The organism is Pseudomonas sp. 1D4 (assembly GCF_001728925.1).
In the GTDB taxonomy this organism is placed as follows: domain Bacteria; phylum Pseudomonadota; class Gammaproteobacteria; order Pseudomonadales; family Pseudomonadaceae; genus Metapseudomonas; species Metapseudomonas otitidis.
In genome coordinates this window covers 1-17,684 of sequence record NZ_LXJQ01000026.1, presented here as the reverse complement: position 1 = coordinate 17,684, position 17,684 = coordinate 1, and the positions used below count along the sequence as shown (strand labels likewise).

At 66.7% G+C, this 17,684-nt stretch carries 15 protein-coding genes and 1 riboswitch; of the genes, 5 read left to right on the top strand and 10 right to left on the bottom strand.

Features of this window, described 5'->3' with window-relative positions; genetic code table 11:
• Nucleotides 1-18: 18 nt before the first annotated feature.
• The 5 genes from A7D27_RS14695 to A7D27_RS14675 all read right to left on the bottom strand — a co-directional run bounded on the left by A7D27_RS14695 (nt 19) and on the right by A7D27_RS14675 (nt 8,677).
• A complete protein-coding gene (locus A7D27_RS14695) occupies nt 19-618 on the bottom strand; it encodes a DUF924 family protein (protein WP_069565316.1) in 600 nt (199 codons plus the stop codon).
• 3 nt (nt 619-621) lie between these two features.
• Nucleotides 622-1,632: a class 1 fructose-bisphosphatase gene (locus A7D27_RS14690; protein ID WP_069559935.1), complete on the bottom strand. Its 1,011-nt coding sequence runs from the start codon at nt 1,630-1,632 to the stop codon at nt 622-624.
• 158 nt (nt 1,633-1,790) lie between these two features.
• Complete coding sequence (locus A7D27_RS14685) at nt 1,791-3,440, bottom strand: histidine kinase N-terminal 7TM domain-containing protein (RefSeq protein WP_069565315.1); 1,650 nt, start codon at nt 3,438-3,440, stop codon at nt 1,791-1,793.
• Between the two features lie 183 nt (nt 3,441-3,623).
• The gene (locus A7D27_RS14680; RefSeq protein WP_069559937.1) at nt 3,624-4,988 is read right to left on the bottom strand and encodes a DUF3999 domain-containing protein; all 1,365 of its coding nucleotides are present in this window, start codon (nt 4,986-4,988) and stop codon (nt 3,624-3,626) included.
• On the bottom strand, nt 4,985-8,677 hold the full coding sequence (locus tag A7D27_RS14675; RefSeq protein WP_069565314.1) for a DUF2339 domain-containing protein: 3,693 nt from the start codon (nt 8,675-8,677) through the stop codon (nt 4,985-4,987). The genes A7D27_RS14680 and A7D27_RS14675 overlap by 4 nt, the downstream gene beginning before the upstream one ends.
• A 238-nt stretch (nt 8,678-8,915) precedes the next feature.
• On the opposite strand from A7D27_RS14675, the gene A7D27_RS14670 reads away from it, so the two are divergent.
• Nucleotides 8,916-9,314, top strand: a complete 399-nt coding sequence (locus A7D27_RS14670) for a YkgJ family cysteine cluster protein (protein ID WP_069565313.1) — start codon at nt 8,916-8,918, stop codon at nt 9,312-9,314.
• Between the two features lie 65 nt (nt 9,315-9,379).
• Here the strand turns inward: A7D27_RS14670 and A7D27_RS14665 are convergent, their stop codons facing one another.
• The gene (locus A7D27_RS14665; protein WP_069565312.1) at nt 9,380-10,288 is read right to left on the bottom strand and encodes a DUF808 domain-containing protein; all 909 of its coding nucleotides are present in this window, start codon (nt 10,286-10,288) and stop codon (nt 9,380-9,382) included.
• A gap of 187 nt (nt 10,289-10,475) precedes the next feature.
• The gene (cptA, locus tag A7D27_RS14660; protein ID WP_069565311.1) at nt 10,476-12,260 is read right to left on the bottom strand and encodes a phosphoethanolamine transferase CptA; all 1,785 of its coding nucleotides are present in this window, start codon (nt 12,258-12,260) and stop codon (nt 10,476-10,478) included.
• Nucleotides 12,261-12,424: 164 nt separating this feature from the next.
• On the opposite strand from cptA, the gene A7D27_RS27880 reads away from it, so the two are divergent.
• Entirely contained in the window at nt 12,425-12,607 is a 183-nt protein-coding gene (locus A7D27_RS27880; protein ID WP_139134103.1) for a hypothetical protein, read from the top strand.
• A gap of 191 nt (nt 12,608-12,798) precedes the next feature.
• Nucleotides 12,799-14,283, top strand: coding sequence for a M4 family metallopeptidase (locus A7D27_RS14655; protein ID WP_069559942.1), 1,485 nt, complete (start codon nt 12,799-12,801; stop codon nt 14,281-14,283).
• A 70-nt stretch (nt 14,284-14,353) separates the two neighbouring features.
• Here the strand turns inward: A7D27_RS14655 and A7D27_RS14650 are convergent, their stop codons facing one another.
• A complete protein-coding gene (locus tag A7D27_RS14650) occupies nt 14,354-15,118 on the bottom strand; it encodes a hypothetical protein (RefSeq protein WP_069565310.1) in 765 nt (254 codons plus the stop codon).
• Nucleotides 15,119-15,464: 346 nt separating this feature from the next.
• Nucleotides 15,465-15,555: riboswitch (glycine riboswitch) on the top strand.
• Between the two features lie 120 nt (nt 15,556-15,675).
• Here A7D27_RS14650 and A7D27_RS14645 point away from each other — a divergent pair.
• The gene (locus A7D27_RS14645) at nt 15,676-16,296 is read left to right on the top strand and encodes a trimeric intracellular cation channel family protein (RefSeq protein ID WP_069559944.1); all 621 of its coding nucleotides are present in this window, start codon (nt 15,676-15,678) and stop codon (nt 16,294-16,296) included.
• 33 nt (nt 16,297-16,329) lie between these two features.
• Nucleotides 16,330-16,491, top strand: a complete 162-nt coding sequence (locus tag A7D27_RS27235; protein WP_083265642.1) for a SymE family type I addiction module toxin — start codon at nt 16,330-16,332, stop codon at nt 16,489-16,491.
• Nucleotides 16,492-16,610: 119 nt separating this feature from the next.
• Here the strand turns inward: A7D27_RS27235 and A7D27_RS27230 are convergent, their stop codons facing one another.
• Nucleotides 16,611-17,186: an Imm49 family immunity protein gene (locus A7D27_RS27230; protein ID WP_139134102.1), complete on the bottom strand. Its 576-nt coding sequence runs from the start codon at nt 17,184-17,186 to the stop codon at nt 16,611-16,613.
• A 232-nt stretch (nt 17,187-17,418) separates the two neighbouring features.
• A partial coding sequence (locus tag A7D27_RS14630) for a transposase (protein ID WP_139134101.1) occupies nt 17,419-17,684 on the bottom strand: 266 nt, incomplete at its 5' end.

Here is a 17,684-nt window from a genome sequence, read left to right as displayed (position 1 = left end):
GGCGGGTGCCCATTGGATTCAGAAGCGCGAGCCGGGTTCCTCGAGGAAGCGCATCTCTGCCTCGGTGGAGGCGCGCGACAGGATGGCATTGCGGTGGGGGAAGCGACCGAAGCGGGCGATCACCGTGCGGTGCCGCTCGGCGTAATCCAGGTAGCTGTCGAAGGGGCCACGCTCAGCCTCGGGTACCGCATCCCGCAGGGCGGCGAAGCGCTGCACGGCCTCGTCCTGCAGGGCCAGGTCTTCGGCGTGCTCCAGCACCAGGTAGGCGAAGACGCGGCGGATCGGCGGGAGCTGCCGGTCCCACGCCTGCGCCAGGCCGTCGCGGACCTGCTCGCGGGCCAGAGCATCGCCGGCAAAGGCGCGGGGCTGGTCGCGGAAGATCATGCGCGGCAACTGGTCCAGCAGCAGCAGCCGGGCCAGCCAGCCGTCCGGGCACAGGCCCCACTCGGCGAGGCCGCCGGCCAGGGCCTGCCCCACCAGCGGGCCGAAGCGCTCCCCGGCCTCGCGGTCCTGGCTGTCACGCTTGCCGAACCACAGACCCTGGCGGCTCGCCACCACCTCGCTGACCGGGGCCTCGGGCCCGAACCACCAGTCCAACAGCGGCTGCCAGGGTTGCATGGCTTACTCCAGGTGGTAGCCGGTGACCCGGGCCACTTCTTCCTTGGAGCCCAGGAACACCGGCACGCGCTGGTGCAGGGACTCGGGCTGGAGGTCGAGGATGCGCTGGCGACCGTTGGTGGCGGCACCGCCGGCCTGCTCGATGATGAAGGACATCGGGTTGGCTTCGTACATCAGCCGCAGCTTGCCGGCCTTCTCCGGCTCACGGGCGTCCCAGGGGTACATGAACACGCCGCCACGGGTCAGGATGCGGTGCACGTCGGCCACCATGGAGGCGATCCAGCGCATGTTGTAGTTCTTGCCCAATGGGCCTTCCTTGCCGGCCAGCATCTCGCCCACGTAGCGGCTCACCGGGGCTTCCCAGTGGCGCTGGTTGGACATGTTGATGGCGAACTCGGCGGTGGTCTCCGGCACGCGGATGGTGTCGTGGGTGAGCACGAACGAGCCCAGCTCGCGGTCCAGGGTGAAGCCCTTGACGCCGTCGCCCAGGGTCAGCATGAGCATGGTCTGCGGGCCGTAGATGGCGTAGCCGGCGGCGACCTGCTGGGTGCCGGGCTGGAGGAAGGCCTGTTCGTTCAGGCTGTCATTCTGCGAAAGGTACTGATCCGGGCAGCGCAGCACCGAGAAGATGGTGCCTACCGAGACGTTGACGTCGATGTTGGAGGAGCCGTCCAGCGGGTCGAACACCAGCAGGTACGCGCCCTTGGGGTACTTGCCGGGGATCTGGTAGGCGTTGTCCATTTCCTCGGAGGCCATGCCGGCCAGGTGGCCGCCCCATTCGTTGGCTTCCAGCAGGATCTCGTTGGAGAGCACGTCGAGCTTCTTCTGCACTTCGCCCTGGACGTTCTCGGTGCCCATGCTGCCCAGCACGCCACCCAGCGCGCCCTTGGACACCGCGTGGCTGATCTCCTTGCACGCACGCGCCACCACCTCGATGAGGAAGCGCAGATCGGCAGGGGTGTTGTGGCTACGGGTCTGCTCGATCAGATAGCGACTGAGGGTAACGCGGGACATGAATTGGCTCCGGATGGAATGGGAAAAAACGCGCGCAGTTTAGCGCGACTCGCGGCGCATTGCTTCACGCCAGGCGACACGGCGGACGGCAGGCAGGGCCCTGACGAAGCGGCGCTGAAGGATCAGACGCGACACGGGCGCGCAGGTTCAGTGACGACTCAGGACGACAGGCTCGCCAGGCTGCAGACGCGGTTGCGGCCGTTGCGCTTGGCCTCGTAGAGGGCGGCGTCGGCGATCTGCAGCAGCTCGTCGAGGCCCTGCCCCTGGCCCGGCCAGACCGCCAGGCCGGCGGAAAGGGTCACCCGCAGTTCGCCGCTGCGGGTCACCAGGGCGGTGGTGGCCAGTTCGCCGCGGATCGACTCCAGCCGCTCGGCCGCTTCGTGGGCATCGGCCCCGGGCATCACCAGCAGGAACTCCTCGCCGCCGAAGCGGAACACCGCGTCCGAGCTGCGCAGGCTGCACTCCAGGTAGCTGGCAACGCCCTTGAGCACGTCGTCCCCCACCAGGTGGCCGTGGCGGTCGTTGAGCTGCTTGAAGTGGTCCAGGTCGATCAACGCCAGGGCGATCGAACTCTGCTCACGCAGGCCCCGGGCCATCTCGCGCTCGAAGAACTCACTGAGGTAACGGCGGTTGTAGAGCCCGGTGAGCGGGTCACGCAGGGCCTGCTGGCGCAACTGCTCGTGGAGGCTGGAGATGGTCCGCAGGCGCTCTTCGCTGGTGGCCAGGGCCTCGGCCAGTTGCAGCTCGCTGCAATGCCGCGCGGTGACGTCGCGCAGGTAGATCATCCGCCCCAGCACATGGTTACCGGTGCGGGTCAGCCGCTCGATGGCCCGGCAGCGCATCTCGAAGTACCGCTCCGGCGCCTCCAGGGTGAGCATCGCCTCCACGTTGCCCGGCGCCTGCAGCAGCGCCTGCAGCGGCTGGCCGACCACCGGCCACTCCGCCAGCCCCCGGCCCTGCCAGCCGCCACGCAGACCGGCCAGGCGCAGGGCTGCCGGGTTGGCCTCGATGACGCGGCCCTTGGCATCCACCACCAGCACCGGGTCGGGCAGTTCCTCCAGCAGCAGGTGGCGCGCCACCGGCATCAGGTCGAACAGGCGCACACCGACGATCAGCCAGGAGAACGCGGCCAGGGTGAAGGCGAAGCTGAAGGGCGTCGGATCGAAGCCGAACAGGGTCCAGCCGAGGACCACGTAGGACGCATTGGCCAGCCAGGGCACGCAGGTGACGAAGACGAATGCCAGGTAGTGCCGGCGGTGCAGACCGTGGCTGGCGAGCACGGCGCGTGCCACCACGTAGAGGCAGAACAGCATCTGCAGGTAGACGTAGACCGCCACCCCGTGGAACAGCACCCCATGCTCGTAGCGCACCGGTGCGCCAGGCAGGTCGCTCAGCGGTGCCGTACCCGGCCCGTAGAAAGCCTGGTGCCAGGGGTTGCTGGCCGCCAGCGCCCAGGCCAGCAGCGGCGCGATGGACAGGGCCAGGTAGCGGCGCGGCGACAGGGGCTCACGGATGCTGTTGACGTACTGCCAGAGGAACACCGCCCAGAGGGTGGGCACCGCGACGATGCCCGGCCAGGCCATGGTGGCCCACAACACCTTGCACGAGGCACCCTGGGCAGCCAGCTCCAGGCCGGCGGCACCCAGCCACCAGAGGATGCCCAGGTGCATGAGGATGAAGCTGGCCCGGCCGGGAAAGTAACGCTGCCGGCCGACCCAGCGCGCCAGCAGGATGACCCCGACCGCCACCACACCGGTGAACAGCACCGGCGGCGAGAGGCTCCAGCCCGGGATCGAACACAGGCTCACCGACACGCTTCCACAGGGCGAGCGGCCCCGGCATACCGGACAAGGGCACGGGGCAGCGGGAAGAAAGCGCGTTTCACGGCGACGGAACCTGTCTGGAAAAGAGGCGCGGCCCATGCCGCGCGACCGCGCAACGATACAGCAAAAAGCCACCATCCATGTGACAGATGGTGGCAACAACGCCGCTTATGCGCCCTTGTTCTGGGTGCGCAGCAGGCTGACCGCCATCATCACCAGCAGCCCCACGCCCAGCAGCAGGACAGCCCAGAGGCCGAAGCGCTTCCAATCGGTCTGCTCGGCCTGGACGGCGGCCTTTTCCTCCGCCACGGCCTGGGTGACGCGCAGGTCGCCGTCGATCCGTGCCTGGCTCATCTTCGCCAGCGAGTCATCCCGCAGGCCGGGCACCAGGGTGCCCAGGGGCAGCGCCGAGGACGTGGCCGCCGGGCGGCCGACGGCCAGCACGAAGGGGCCGGTGCCCCGGGCGAGGAACACCACCTCGGTGGCGCGCATCCCCACCCGCAGCGCCGGGCCCTGGGCACCGAAGCCACCGGCACGCAGGTCCACCTTCAGGCGCACCTGCTGGATGCGGTCCCAGCCGGAGAGGATCAGTTCGTCGTGAACGTTTTCCTTGCCCTCCCCCGGCAGGCGGTAGAGCAGGCCCGAAGTGAGCGGCCGCCACTGGCCGGCCGGGTCGTTGCGCGATTGCAGTTGGACCGGCGCCAGGGTATTGGGCTGCTCCAGGGCGAAACGCAGGCGCTCGACGGCGATGGGCAGCGGCAGGTCCCAGCGGTACTCGCCCTCCCCTTCGCTGCGCGCCGGCAGCGGATCGGACCAGACCATCGGCGCCGGGCGGCTCTTGCGGCTGGCCGTGGTGACCCGCGCGGCGGACAGCACCGGAGCCTCGGCATCCAGCCACAACAGGCGCAGGTAGCGGGCGGGCTGGCCCGGCAGCGCCACTTCACGCTGGTCGATGCGGTCCCCGCCGAAGCTCAGCCGAGCCAGTTGACCCGTGCCCCAGGGGCGCCAGTCCTGCAGGTCGTCGCTGGCCTCGATGGAGAAGCGCTGGAAGCCCTCCTCGCCCGTCGCCCAGTCCAGCACCAGGCGCTCCAGCGGGCCCTGGGCGGCGCTGGCGTCCAGCAGCCAGCCGCGCAAACGCTCGCCCGGCGCAGCGGGCTCCTCCGGCACCACTTCCACCAGGGTGCCGGTGGTGCTGCGCTCCACCCGCACACGGGGGGCGCTGTCCACATTGGCCGGGCCACGCAGGGGGAACCACTTGAGATCCAGGGCCTGTTCGGTGCGGGCGGTACTGCCCTCGCTGCGGGTCAGCGAGTAGGCCAGCGGCTCGCCCTCGGCGTTGAACACCCGCAGATCACGCAGGTCGCCATGGGCCGCCGCCAGTTGCAAGGCCATGGGCAGCTCCAGGCGATACCAGGGACCCTGCCCCTCCACCTTGAGCGGCACCTGGGCGGTGTAGTCGGCGAGTTTCTCGGCGGCGAATGCCGGGCTGGCCACTGCCAGGCAAGCGCCCAGCAACAGGGTTAGACGACTCATGAACTGACCTGCTCCGTTTCAGCGGCGCCCCGCTTGGGCGGCAGAGGCGCGAAGTAACCGACGACCAGCAGCAGCACGCCGACGCCGATGAAGGAAATGATGCGTTCCAGACCGCCCCGGTTGCCCAGTTCGATGAAGAACAGCTTGGCCACCACCACGCCGATCAGCGCCGCGCCCACCAGCCACAGCTCACGGCGCACGCGACGGTGGCCGCTGACCATGAGGCCGAGGGCAATGGTGGTCCAGACCAGGGACAGCCCCGCCTGCACCAGCATGGAATCCAGTTGGGCCTGCAGGGTGAAGGGCACGCCGCCCCAGTGGTGGGCGGTGCGGAACACCACCGCCGTGGCCAGGGCGAACAGCGAGGCGCCCACCACCACCTGAGGCAGCCAGTGCTCCACGTCTTCGCCCAGGCCGAACTCGGGCAGGTAGTCGCGCAGCCACAGGCTGACCCCCAACAGGGCGAACAGCAGGCCCAGCTCCAGCGGGTTGACCAGCGGCAGGTAGGGCAGCGGATCGGCACTGCCGTCGCTCCAGGCGTTGGCCACCCAGAACCAGCCGAGCATCATCAGCGCCAGCGGTAGCGCGGCCCACAGGCGGTACTCGCGCGGGTGCGCGGACACCGGCCAGGGCAGGCGCGGCAGGCGGGTCATCGCCAGCAGGTAAAGGCTCGGCAGCAGCGCCCAGCCCAGCCAGCGCCAGGCGTTGTAGTGCTCGGAGAGCAGCAGGAGCAGGTAGCGCAGCTCCAGCGCCAGCACGCCGAGGATCAACCAGCAGCCGAGCACGTGGGCGGCACTGCGCGCGCCCTCCGGCAGCAGGTCATGTAGGCGCTTGAGCACCAGCAGGTGGGCGGCGAACACCAGCCCCCAGCCCAGCCAGCCGAAGTCGGCCGCCGGGTGGTAGCGCGGCGTCCAGGCACCGAGCAGGGCCACCAGCGCCGCCGGCACCAGCAGCAGGCAGAGCAGCGCCAGGCCTTCCCAGCGCTCACGACGCGCCAGTAGCGACCAGGCCGCCACGCTCAGGGCCGCCAGCACCAGCGCCAGCGGCACGCGCAGCGCAGGCTCGGCGAAGCGGATGATCTCCGACAACCCCGCCAGGGCCCACCAGCCGGCACTCCACACCAGCAGCAACTGGGCCAGGTGGCCGAGGCTGACACCCGGCAGGCGCGGGTCTTCGCGGCGGTGCTCGCGGTGCAGGCGCCAGGCCCCCACCAGCGCCGCCAGGGCCAGCACGGCCGGCGTCCAGAAGCCGGCATGGGCCAGCGGGCGCAGCCCGTCGCTGCTCAGCTCACCCAGTAGCAGCGGGCTGACCGCCAGGAAGGTGATGCCGGCCACGGCCTGCAGCCCCAGGCCGAAGACGAAGCTGGCACGCAGTTGCAGGTGCAGGCTGAGCCAGATGATCAGGAGGCCGCTGCCGCCCCAGACAGCCGCGGCCGAGCGCCACGGCAGGACGAACAGCACCGCCAGGTTGATGAACACCAGGCCCGCCAGCAGCACCACGGACATGCCACGCAGCAGGCGCGCATCGTCGCGCACCATCTCGTCCCGTGCGGCCACCAGCATGCCGCCGATCAGCGCCAGGCCGATCAGCGAGGCGGTGATCAGGCTGCGCCAGCCCAGAGCGCCACCGGCACCCAGGCTGTCGCGGTCGATGCCCAGCAGGAACACCGCCCCACCCAGCAACTGCACCGCGAAAGCAGCGAAGAGGAAGGTGCGCGAACGCAGACGCAGGCCGGCGAACAGCGTGGCCAGACCGGCCAGCGCCCAGGCGATGGCGGTGCCTTCGGCGTGCCAGCACAGCGGCGCGATCAGGTAGAGGAAGCCCAGGCCGCAGGCCGCCAGCACCGGCTGCAGGCCGGGCTCATGGCTGCGCAGGCGGTCCGCCGGGGTGATGCGCAGCTGCCAGTAGCTGAACAGGCCGGCCACACCCAGCATCAGGGCACCCAGGGGCGCGCCTTCCAGCAGGCTGTCATGGCCCAGCTCCAGGCCGCTGATGAAGGCCAGCGCCGCGCCGGCCTGAAGGGCCAGGGCGAAGGCGCGGGCCAGCGGGCGGCCCTGGCGCAGGCCGAGCCAGAAGATGCCGGCCCCTTCCACCGCCCAGGCGGCGGAGGTCCAGCGGGCGTCCAGGCCCAGCGGGATGGCCAGGGTGCCGAACACCACGCCCAGGGCCAGGCAGGTTTCCACCAGCAGCAACGCGCGGCCGGCGGTACGCCCGGCCACCAGGCGTGCCAGCAGCATGTAGAACAGGCCGAGGGCCAGAGCACTGAAGGCGGCGCCGAACTCCAGGTGGCGGATCACCGCGTACTGCAGGCCGAAGCCCACCAGCGGCGGGCCGAACAGCACGGTGGCGTCGAGGTAGTCACCCTGGCGGACCGACCAGTTCAACAGTGCGTCACGCTCCGTCGGTGCGTTGGCCGCCTCGCGCAGGCGCCGACGGGCGAACAGCAGGCCGATGGCCACGTACATCAGGAAGAACAGCACCAGGAAGGGCTCGGTGCTGGCGAACAGCTCCGGCTTATAGCTGTTAATGCCCCAGGCCATGCCGATGCCGAAGGTACCGACGAAGCCGATCAGGTTGAGCAGACGCCAGGCCTTGAACCAGGCGATGGCGAAGATGCCGGCATTGAGCAGGGCGAAGTAGGAGAACAGCGCCACATGGTTGCCGCTGCCGGTGGAGGTGAGGATCGGCGCGGCGAAACCGCCCAGCGCCGCAGCAGCGGCCAGGCCGAGGGCGTCCTGCAGCACCGCGAGCACGGCCGAGCAAAGCGTGACCACCACCAGCAGCACCAGCGCGGCCTTCGGGTCCAGCAGCGGGTGCAGGCGCATGGCCGCGAACACCGTCAGGTACAGCACTGCGATCCCCGCGCCCTGCAGCATCAGGGCATAGGACGGGTTGCGCTGGCGCAGCCACCAGCCGAGCCCCAGCAGGGCGATGGCGGCCGCCGCCACGCCGGCGTAGCGCACCTGGATCGGCACCACCATGCCCTCGGTGGCATAGCGCAGCAGGAAGGCCAGGCCGAGGAACAGCAGCACTACGCCGATGCGCAGGACGGTGTTGCCGCCGAACAGCCAGGCCTTGGCCGCGGCGAACCCGCGCTCGAACAGCGAGGGCTCGTAGCGATAACCCGGCTCGCTGCGGGGCGCCGGAGCATGCCGGACGATGGGGCGTGGTGCAGGTTGTTCCGGTTGCTGAGGCGCCGCTTCAGCGGCTGCAACGGGTTCGGGGAGGGATTCGAGGGTCCAGTCGAGCGGCGCCTCGGGCGCGGCAGGTCCCTCGGCGGCGACCTGCGCGGCCACGGGCGGCTCCACGTCGGCCGGCAGTTCCCAGACCAGTTCGGTCTCTTCAGGCTGCGGCTCGGGCCGGGCGCTGACCTCGGGCTGAGGCGCGGCGGCAGGCGTTTCCACCGGCGGGGCGGGCGGCGCGTCGGCCACCGGGGCGCGAGCCGGCTTCTCGGCGGTGCGTTTCTCCACCTCCAGCAGGCGCTGGAACAGGGCTTCAGTGCCCTTTTCGAAGCGGGTGGAGAACTCGCGGAGTTCCTTCTGCAGGCGGGCATTTTCCTGCCCCAGGCCCTGCAGGCGGATCGCCTGCCCCAGGCCGAGGCCCATCAGCCCCCCCAGCAAGGCGCCGGTGATCGATTCACCAGCCGCCGCCCCCATGGCCAAGCCGACCAGCATGAAAATCCATTGCATGCGCTGTCTTCCCGAGAGTGAGAAAGCCGCCGTGCCGGCATCGAGGCCGGGCCTTGCGGCGATGCGCCAGTATATTCGGCGCAAGGTGCCACCCCCTACAGACGAATGCCGGTTGCCTCACAGACACAGCAATTTCACGGAAATTCGGGCCGTCACGCGCCGGTCGGCGGCGCGCTGTTCACAAATTGGCCAATCCCGCTATGATGCGCGCCCCTCCAAGCCCTGACCCTGCCCTGACATGAAGACCCTGCTGATCGTCGGCGCCGATCTCGATCGCCCCGAAACCTGGATCCGCTACGAAAAAAGCATGTGCCACGCGTGCGTTTCCAGCTGCTGCACCATGCCGGTGGAAGCCCGCCTGAGCGACCTGATCCGCATGGAGCTGGTGGACGAATTCGAGCGCGGCGAGCCGCTGAAGAACATCGCCAAGCGGCTGATGAAGGACGGGGTGGTGGAGCGCTTCAACCAGAAGACCGGGCTGTTCACCCTGACGCGGATGAGCAACAACGATTGCTACTTCCTGAACCGCAAGACGCGCTTGTGCAGCATCTACGACAAGCGCCCGGAAACCTGCCGCAACCACCCGAAGATCGGCCCCCGCCCCGGCTACTGCGCCTTCAAGCCGATCGAAGCCTGATCGCCCTCGCCCGGACGGGCCGTGCCTAGCCGGGCTTCAGCCCAGCTACGCACGGCGGCTGAAAGTCAGCCCTTGCCGAGCGCCTTCTTCACCAGGCTCACGCCCATCAGCACCACGGCGCCGGCGAGGATGCCGACCACGCCGTTGACCAGGGTCGGGACGGCCACGCCCATGGAGCCGGCAGCCTCGGCCAGGTGATGGATGGGTTCATGGGCGGCGGGGATACCGTGGGTGAGGATGCCGCCACCGACGAGGAACATCGCAGCCGTACCGATCACCGACAGCGCCTTCATCATGTACGGCGCGGCCCGCAGGATGCCGCGACCGATGGCCTGGGCCGTCGCGCTGGCCTGGCGCACCAGGTAGAAGCCCAGGTCGTCCAGCTTGACGATGCCGGCCACCAGGCCATACACGCCCACGGTCATGATCGCGGCGATGCCCACCAGCACCGCGACCTGCACGGCGAAGCTGGACTCGCTGACGGTGCCGAGGGTGATGGCGATGATTTCGGCAGAGAGGATGAAGTCGGTGCGGATCGCACCCTTGATCTTGTCCTTCTCGAAGGTCACCAGGTCGACATCGCTCTTGGCCAGGGCGTCGACGTGCTCGGCATGGGCCTTCTCGTCATCCGCGGCGCTGTGCAGCCACTTGTGGGCGAGCTTCTCGAAGCCTTCGAAGCAGAGGTAGGCGCCACCCACCATCAGCAGCGGAGTCACCAGCCAGGGGGCGACAGCGCTGATCAGCAACGCGGCCGGCACCAGGATGGCCTTGTTCACTGCCGAGCCCTTGGCCACGGCCCACACCACCGGCAGCTCCCGTTCGGCCTGCACGCCGGAAACCTGCTGGGCGTTGAGCGCGAGGTCGTCCCCCAGCACGCCGGCGGTCTTCTTCGCGGCGACCTTGGTCATGAGGGATACGTCGTCGAGCACGCTGGCGATGTCGTCGATCAGGGTGAGCAGGCTGGCTCCGGCCATGGGGGAATCCTTCGTCGGTTGGGCGGTGGAACGCTGGGGCGGCATGATGCAACAGCGCCCCGCCCCATTCCATGCGCGAAATGGAAAAACCGACAAAAAAGAAGCCGCTGCCCTTCATGAAGGAGCGGCGCATTCGGACGACTGGGTTGAGAGGGACAGGCCTGCGTCATCCGACGCGGCCGTAGGGTCAGCCCCGGGTGCTGGGCGAACCGCTCCTTGGCGGCAATCCACCCCCCTCCCGAGCCACCTCCACCGGTGCTGGCGCCTTGGGCTTTGGCTGGATCAGGCTGAAGTCGATCAGCGACTTGGGCTGGTCCGGGTTGCCGATCAGGCGCGGACGCTCCTTGAAGTCGGCATTCACTACGCTGCGACTGGGATCGAAGGTGTCGAAACGCAGACCCGCCAGGTCCGCCCAGGTGTAGATCAGCGCGCTGCTGCTGAACGGGCGCGACTCGACGCCAGCCACTTCCTGCGGGTGGTCACGCTGCCACTTCGGGCTGCTCCAGACCATGAAGGGGATGGTGTACATGGGCGAGGTGGGCGCCGCCTCGTTGCGACCCAGCACCGTGGGGTGCTCGGGGTCGAACACCGCCTCGCCGTGATCGGACAGGTAGAGCAGGAAGCCGTTGGGGTCGGTGGCCTTGAAGCGCTCGATCAGGGTGGAGACCACGTGGTCATTGAACAGCACGGCGTTGTCGTAGCTGTTGTAGGTGGGCAACTGGTCGTCGGTGACGTTCGGCGGCACGCCCTGGCGGTCGGTGAAGCGCTCATACGCTTTCGGATAGCGGTACTGGTAGCTCATGTGGGTGCCCAGCAGGTGCACCACGATGAACTTGCGCGGGGCATCTTCGGCCAGGACCCTGGAGAACGGCTCGAAGACATCGTCGTCGTATTGGCGGGCGTTCTGGTTGCGGTTGTTGTTCAGGTAGAACTGCTCGTCCGCCTGCCTGGAGAAGGTGGTGAGCATGGTGTTGCGCTTGGTCAGGGTCTGCTGGTTGGTGATCCAGTAGGTCTTGTAGCCGGCCTGCTTCATCACGTTGACGATGGAGGGCGTGGTCAGGTAGGCGTCGGGATTCTGTTCGTCGGCGAAGGTCAGCACCTGCTGCAACGCCTCGATGGTGTAGGGGCGCGGGGTGACGACGTTGTCGAACACCTGCAGCTCGCTGCGCAGGCGGTCCAGCTTGGGGGTGGTGGTGCGCGGGTAGCCGTAGAGGCTCATGCGCTGACGGTTGGTGGACTCGCCGATGACCAGCACCAGGGTGGTAGGGGCGTTGCCGAGGCTGTCCTTCAGCCCCGGCAGGGTGGCGACGGCGCGGTTGCCTTCCAGCAGGTCCTGCATGTTCGACAGTTGCTGGCGGTACTGGCGGTAACCCACAGCCAATTGCCAGGGCACGGCCGGTTCCAGGCGCTTGTCGATGGCGTCCATGGCCTCGGCCATGTTGGCGTTCACCACCATCTGCCGGGTCATCGGGTAGCCCAGCAGGGCGATGCCCAGCACCAGGCTGGCCACCCAGGCGGTGCGCCGGGGCAGATGGATCGGCCGCAGGCCGCGCCACAGCAGCCAGGCCATGCCGGCGTAGGCCAGCACCACCAGCGGAATCCACCAGGCGAGGTACTGGGTCAGGTATTCGCTGGCCTCGGCGGTGTTGGACTCGAACATGATGAAGATGACGCTCTGGGAGAACTCCTGGCCGTACACCAGGAAGTAGAAGAGCGCCGGCAGGGAGGCGAGCCACAGCAACACGCCGATGACCCCGGCGAGCAACCGGGTACGGGCGGGGAACAACAGCACCGGGATCAGCCACAGGCCACTGAGCAGGAAGGCCTGGCGGAAGCCGGTGAATCCGCTGGTGCCGGTGGCGAGGATCAGGGTCTGGGTAAGACCCGAGAACAACCAGAAGTACAGGAACAGCCGGCCGACGCCAGCCCAGTCGACCTTTCCCTGCTTCCCTGCAACCTGTGCGTGCGACATGCGGACTCCCCAGTTCGAGCTTCGGAACCGACAAGGTCGGTGCTAACCGAAGGGACTGTGCCGAACACCCTGTGAAAACTTCGTCAAAGCGAAGCCCTACGCTCGGCACAACATAAATGACACCAAATCGCCATATATCTGACATAACGACCAGACGCCATGGCATGAATGCCGACTTGACCAGCGGCATCGCGAAAGAATTCGAAGCCGGCTATAACGTCCAAGGCGACCTTCCACCCTTCTCTGCACGTCCTTTCGTCGCCTTCCCTGATCGCACCAATTTGGGTCATTCCGAGAAAAGCCTTGTCGCACTAGGATTTAAGCCAGGCTTAACTTCTTCGAATTGACTCGATATCAATAAATTTCCTTCGAACATCTTTGATATTCGAAATCACACGTCTATATCTAAGCCCTCACTGCCCTGACCCGGACCACCCACCAGGCCAGCGCGGTGCCTCGCTCCGCTCTCCCCCCCACAAGGCCGCCGGAGCAACACGGAGTCACCCTCCGTTTCCCAACAAAAAAGGAGAACCATGCCATGCAAAGGAAACTGTTCCAGCACTCGTTGATCGTGGCTGCCCTGGCCACCCCTGCGATGGGATTCGCGGCGGAACTGATCGACGTATCCACCCTCCCCACCCCGCGCTCCGGCCTGGCCGGCGGCGACATCCGCGCCGCCCTGGGCGTGGCCGACGATGACCTGGTCAAGGAGGCCAGCACCCGCCTGCCCAGCGGCACACAGGTCACCCGCTACCAGCAGTACTACAAGGGCGTGCGCGTCTGGGGCGAGGCCATCACCGAGGCCGCCGTCGGCAGCCAGCCCCGGCGTGCCGGGCGCCTGGTGGCGGGCATCGAGCAGGACCTGGTACGCGACGCGACACCGACCCTCAGTGCCGATCAGGCCCTGCAGCAGGCCCGCAGCCTGGTGAACACCAGCCAGCCGGTGAGCAACGAGCAGAGCGAACTGGTGGTGCGCCTGAACGAGCAGAAGCAGGCTCAACTGGCCTACGTGGTCTCGTTCTTCGTTGACGGGCCGGAGCCGTCCCGGCCCCACGTGATGATCGAGGCGAACACCGGCGAAGTGCTGCGCCGCTGGGAGGGCCTGGCCCATGCCGAGGCCACCGGCCCGGGCGGCAACGCCAAGACCGGCCGCTATCTGTACGGCACCCAGTACGGTCCGCTGATCGTCAATAACCGCTGTGAGATGAACAGCGGCGACGTGATCACCGTGAACCTCGGCAACAGCACCAGCAACACCAGCACCAAGCCCTTCCGCTTCGCTTGCCCGTACAACGAGTACAAGCCGATCAATGGCGCCTACTCGCCCCTCAACGACGCCCACTACTTCGGCAACGTGGTGTTCCAGATGTACGGCAACTGGTTCGGCGGCCTGCGCCCGCTGAACGAAAGGAAGCTGTACATGAAGGTCCACTACGGCAACGGCTACGAGAACGCCTTCTGGGACGGCCGGGCGATGACCTTCGGTGACGGCAGGAACCGCTTCTACCCGCTGGTGTCCCTCGACGTGTCGGCCCACGAAGTCAGCCACGGCTTCACCGAGCTGAACTCCGGCCTGGTCTACGAGGGGCAATCGGGCGGCATGAACGAGGCCTTCTCGGACATGGCCGGCGAGGCTGCCGAGTACTTCATGAAGGGCCAGAACGACTGGAAGGTGGGCGCCGAGATCTTCAAGGGCACCGGTTCACTGCGCTACATGGACCAGCCCAGCCGTGACGGCAGCTCCATCGACAACGCCAGCGACTACTACGACGGCATCGACGTGCACCACTCCAGCGGGGTGTACAACCGGGCCTTCTACCTGCTGGCCAAGTCCACCGGCTGGAACACCCGCAAGGCCTTCGAAGTGTTCGTCGACGCCAACCGCTTCTACTGGACCGAGACCAGCAACTTCGACCAGGGCGCCTGCGGCGTGATCCGCTCGGCGCAGAACCGCAGCCGATCGACGGCAGACGTGATCGCCGCGTTCAAGGCCGTGGGCGTGAGCTGCCCGACAGTGCTGTAACCCCGGCCTGAAGCATGACCCCGGCAGACAGACCTGCCGGGGTCATGCCCCTTAGCAGCCACCTCCCAACCTAGGCAGACGGCTGGGCACTGCCCACCCTGGTGAGGGCAAGCCGCTTGCGATCCCGGCGCTTCTTGTTCAGCAGGCTGAGACGCCGCAGCAGGTGACGCATCCGCCAGCTCAGCGGCTTGTCGATGGCCGCCAGCAGTTGCGGCACCTCTTCGACGAAATCGATGTCGTCGGTTTCATCGTGGATGTCCACGAAGCAATCCCGCTCGATGGCCTTCGCGTCCTCCACGGGCAACCCCGCCATGAGGCGGTAGAAGGTCCAGAAGCTCTGGTTGCCGGTGCGCCGGTGGACGTCCACGGCCGACTCCAGGGCCTCGCGCGCCCGGGGCCAGTCCGCCGCGGCGATGCGCAGGGCGAACAGCTCGCCGTAGTTCTTGAAGGTGTAGGCGCTGCGACCGTCACGCCCGAAGAAGCGGGTACCCGTGCCGGTGAAAATCGCCTCGAAGGCCGCCTCGGAGTAATACACATCGCTGTAGAGCACCAGCAGGTCGCCGCACTGCCACAGCGGAGGGATCGACAGCAGGCTATGGGCCTTGGTATCACGCTGCACCGGGCACCAGGCCCGCACCGGCAAGCGGGCGAGGCGCTCGTCCGCGGTGAGCAGCCAGGGGCGCTGCACGCCACGGGCCTCCAGCATCCTCAGGGTGCGACCCAGGAGGGTCTCGCCCCGTACTTCGATCAATTGCTTGGGCGCGGACTCTCGGGTCCAGCGCTCACGCTTCGCGCCGCTCTCCGCAGCGAGAATCACCACCGTCAGGCCAGTCACTGGCTTACCTCTCCTTGGCAAGACGCCGGATACCGGCCCCTTACCCTTGCTGCTCAACCCATTGCGCACACGCCGCCACCCCGGTGATGGCGAGTGGCCATTTTACCGATGGCGCCTCATCGCCAATGGGCACAGGTCACAGAAAGAAGCGGGGCAGCAGGCTCAGAAACGACAGAAAAGCCTGGGAAGAGTCGGCCAATTGCCATTCAGGCTCTGCAGGAGCATCCCGAGATAAGCGATCAGCCGCCGCAGCGGGTGCGACTCGGCCCGGAGAGCGGGCTGAGCACGTCCCGCCCCTGACACAGGGAGCTGACCGCTCGCGCAACTTTGGCGCAGCGCATATACTCCGCGCCCCGCAGGAGAGAGGGGCGCGGTGCGCCCCCGCCGAAGGCGCAAACTCCCATAATCGCTCAGGCAGCAGTCACTGCGGATTCCATGATCGCCAACTGGAGAGCGGCCGCCGGCAAGCGGCCCACCGAAGGGGCAAACGGCACGCGCCGTAGAAACTCTCAGGTACACAGGACAGGGGGAGGGGCAGCACAACGCAGGAGTTCTGTGTGCTCACCTACGTCTACCTGATCGCCATCTGTGCAGAAGCCATGTCCGGCGCCCTTGCTGCCGGCCGTCGCAACATGGACCTGTTCGGCGTCAGCCTCATCGCCTTCCTCACCGCCCTGGGCGGCGGCACCGTTCGCGACATCCTCCTCGGCCACTACCCGGTGAGCTGGACCCAGCACCCCGAGTACATCTTCCTCACCATCGGCGCCGGCCTAATGGCCATGCTGCTGTCACGCTTCATGCATCACCTGCGGCAACTGTTCCTGGTGCTGGACGCCATGGGCCTGATCGCCTTCACGGTGATCGGCTGCAATGTCGCCCTGGGCCTGAACTACGCGCTGCCGGTGGTGGCGATGGCCGGGATCATCACCGGCATCTTCGGCGGCATCCTCCGCGACATCCTCTGCAACCGCACCCCGCAGGTGCTGCGCCAGGAGCTCTACGCCAGCGTCTCCCTGCTGGTCGCCCTGCTCTACCTGGGCCTGCGCCAGCAGGGCGTGAACGAGGACATCAACCTGCTCGCCTCCTTCAGCGTCGGCCTGCTGCTGAGGCTGTCGGCGATCCGCTTCGGGTGGTCGCTGCCGATGTTTTCCTATGCGCCGGGGCGGTGGGAGCACTGAAAAATCCAGCGGCAACCCCAACATCAACATTGATTGCTATCCCCACTCCCACCCGGGGAAACACCCCACAGCGGGGACCTGCTCATTCCAAGGATCAAGCTACGCGGCTACTGGCTGCAATGGGCCGGATTCGAGGTCAACGAACAGATACGCATCCAGGTAATGCAGGGCTGTTTGGTGATTACGGCGGAGTGAAACAAATAGCCCCGGCATTTCCGGGGCTATTCATCGAGCTGGCTGGCGACAACGTTCAGGTCTTCGCCTGCCTTCGCCGACAGGTCGCCGCCAGCGATGAGTTCAGCCTATTGTTTTGATCAAGAAAATAAGCGCTTAATTTTATTCAGTAATCCCGGTGGTGGCGGTGGCTCCCAGCCCGGACGCAAAAAGTCGTATTCCACGTCGTAGGCATCCAGCGACTCGATGGGCATCAACGCCATAGGCACCAAGGGGTTTTGAATTTGAACCTCAATGCCTCGGTACCAGCACAGCTTGGCGTGTACCACGGCAAAGCCTGCCAAGAACTGACCCACCAGTTCGTTGACCGATTTGATCTTGGCTTGGTTTTCGATCAAGGCTTGCAAGCCTTCCTTGTCTTGCTTGAGCAGTAACGAGAAAAAATCTTGCCCAGCTTGAGCAAGTGCTTTGTCATGTTTGCGGCCTTTTTTGGCCACTACGGCGATGGTTTGGCGCAGGGCTTCGTCGTCGCGGCGAAGCACCAGTTGGAATTGATGCCAATGGAAATGCGGCGTCTTGACGTCATCTTTTTCTTTGAGTTCAGCATGGGTCAGCCAGTCGAAGATTTCTGGGCTGTCGCTGAGCAAGCCATACAAAAATGGCTCGTAATTGGCAAAGGCATCTCCGCAAGGTTCTGCCTCCTGCTCAGCGGCCATCAAGAGTTTGCAGTAAACATAGAAACTCTGCTTTAGGCCACGCAAGTCGTTGTCAATGAAATAGGACTTCAATCCTCGAAGCTCTAAGGATGGTCTGAAGTAGTCCTACATTTCCGGCCGACTTCGACCTCTGCCGATTTTGAACGCACCCACTAATCAAAACCGGTCAGGTTGTCCGCTCAGCTCTCCGTTTGGGGCCGTCACGAGCACCTCGCAGCGGCTATTCCCAACATTACAGATGTACCTCTCCTGTGGTAGTCAGCAAATGTCGGCGCGCCATCCATAGGTTCGACAGGGCAAACAAAGTCATCAACTGAGCCGTATTCTTCGCCAGGCCTCGGAAGCGCGTTTTCACATGACCAAACTGCCGCTTGATCACCCGGAACGGGTGTTCAACCTTGGCACGCACCTGGGCTTTGGCTTTCTCAATCTTGCGTCTGGCTTCGTAGAGCGGATTGTTCTTGCCCAGCTTCTTATACGTGCTCCGGCGCACCGCAA

Excerpts from the sequence above, each read along its gene's own strand:
- A7D27_RS14695 (WP_069565316.1), bottom strand. The coding sequence starts at position 618 with ATGCAACCCTGGCAGCCGCTGTTGGACTGGTGGTTCGGGCCCGAGGCC.
- A7D27_RS14690 (WP_069559935.1), bottom strand. The coding sequence starts at position 1,632 with ATGTCCCGCGTTACCCTCAGTCGCTATCTGATCGAGCAGACCCGTAGC.
- A7D27_RS14680 (WP_069559937.1), bottom strand. The coding sequence starts at position 4,988 with ATGAGTCGTCTAACCCTGTTGCTGGGCGCTTGCCTGGCAGTGGCCAGC.
- A7D27_RS14675 (WP_069565314.1), bottom strand. The coding sequence starts at position 8,677 with ATGCAATGGATTTTCATGCTGGTCGGCTTGGCCATGGGGGCGGCGGCT.
- A7D27_RS14670 (WP_069565313.1), top strand. The coding sequence starts at position 8,916 with ATGAAGACCCTGCTGATCGTCGGCGCCGATCTCGATCGCCCCGAAACC.
- A7D27_RS14665 (WP_069565312.1), bottom strand. The coding sequence starts at position 10,288 with ATGGCCGGAGCCAGCCTGCTCACCCTGATCGACGACATCGCCAGCGTG.
- cptA (WP_069565311.1), bottom strand. The coding sequence starts at position 12,260 with ATGTCGCACGCACAGGTTGCAGGGAAGCAGGGAAAGGTCGACTGGGCT.
- A7D27_RS27880 (WP_139134103.1), top strand. The coding sequence starts at position 12,425 with ATGAATGCCGACTTGACCAGCGGCATCGCGAAAGAATTCGAAGCCGGC.
- A7D27_RS14655 (WP_069559942.1), top strand. The coding sequence starts at position 12,799 with ATGCAAAGGAAACTGTTCCAGCACTCGTTGATCGTGGCTGCCCTGGCC.
- A7D27_RS27230 (WP_139134102.1), bottom strand. The coding sequence starts at position 17,186 with ATGGCCGCTGAGCAGGAGGCAGAACCTTGCGGAGATGCCTTTGCCAAT.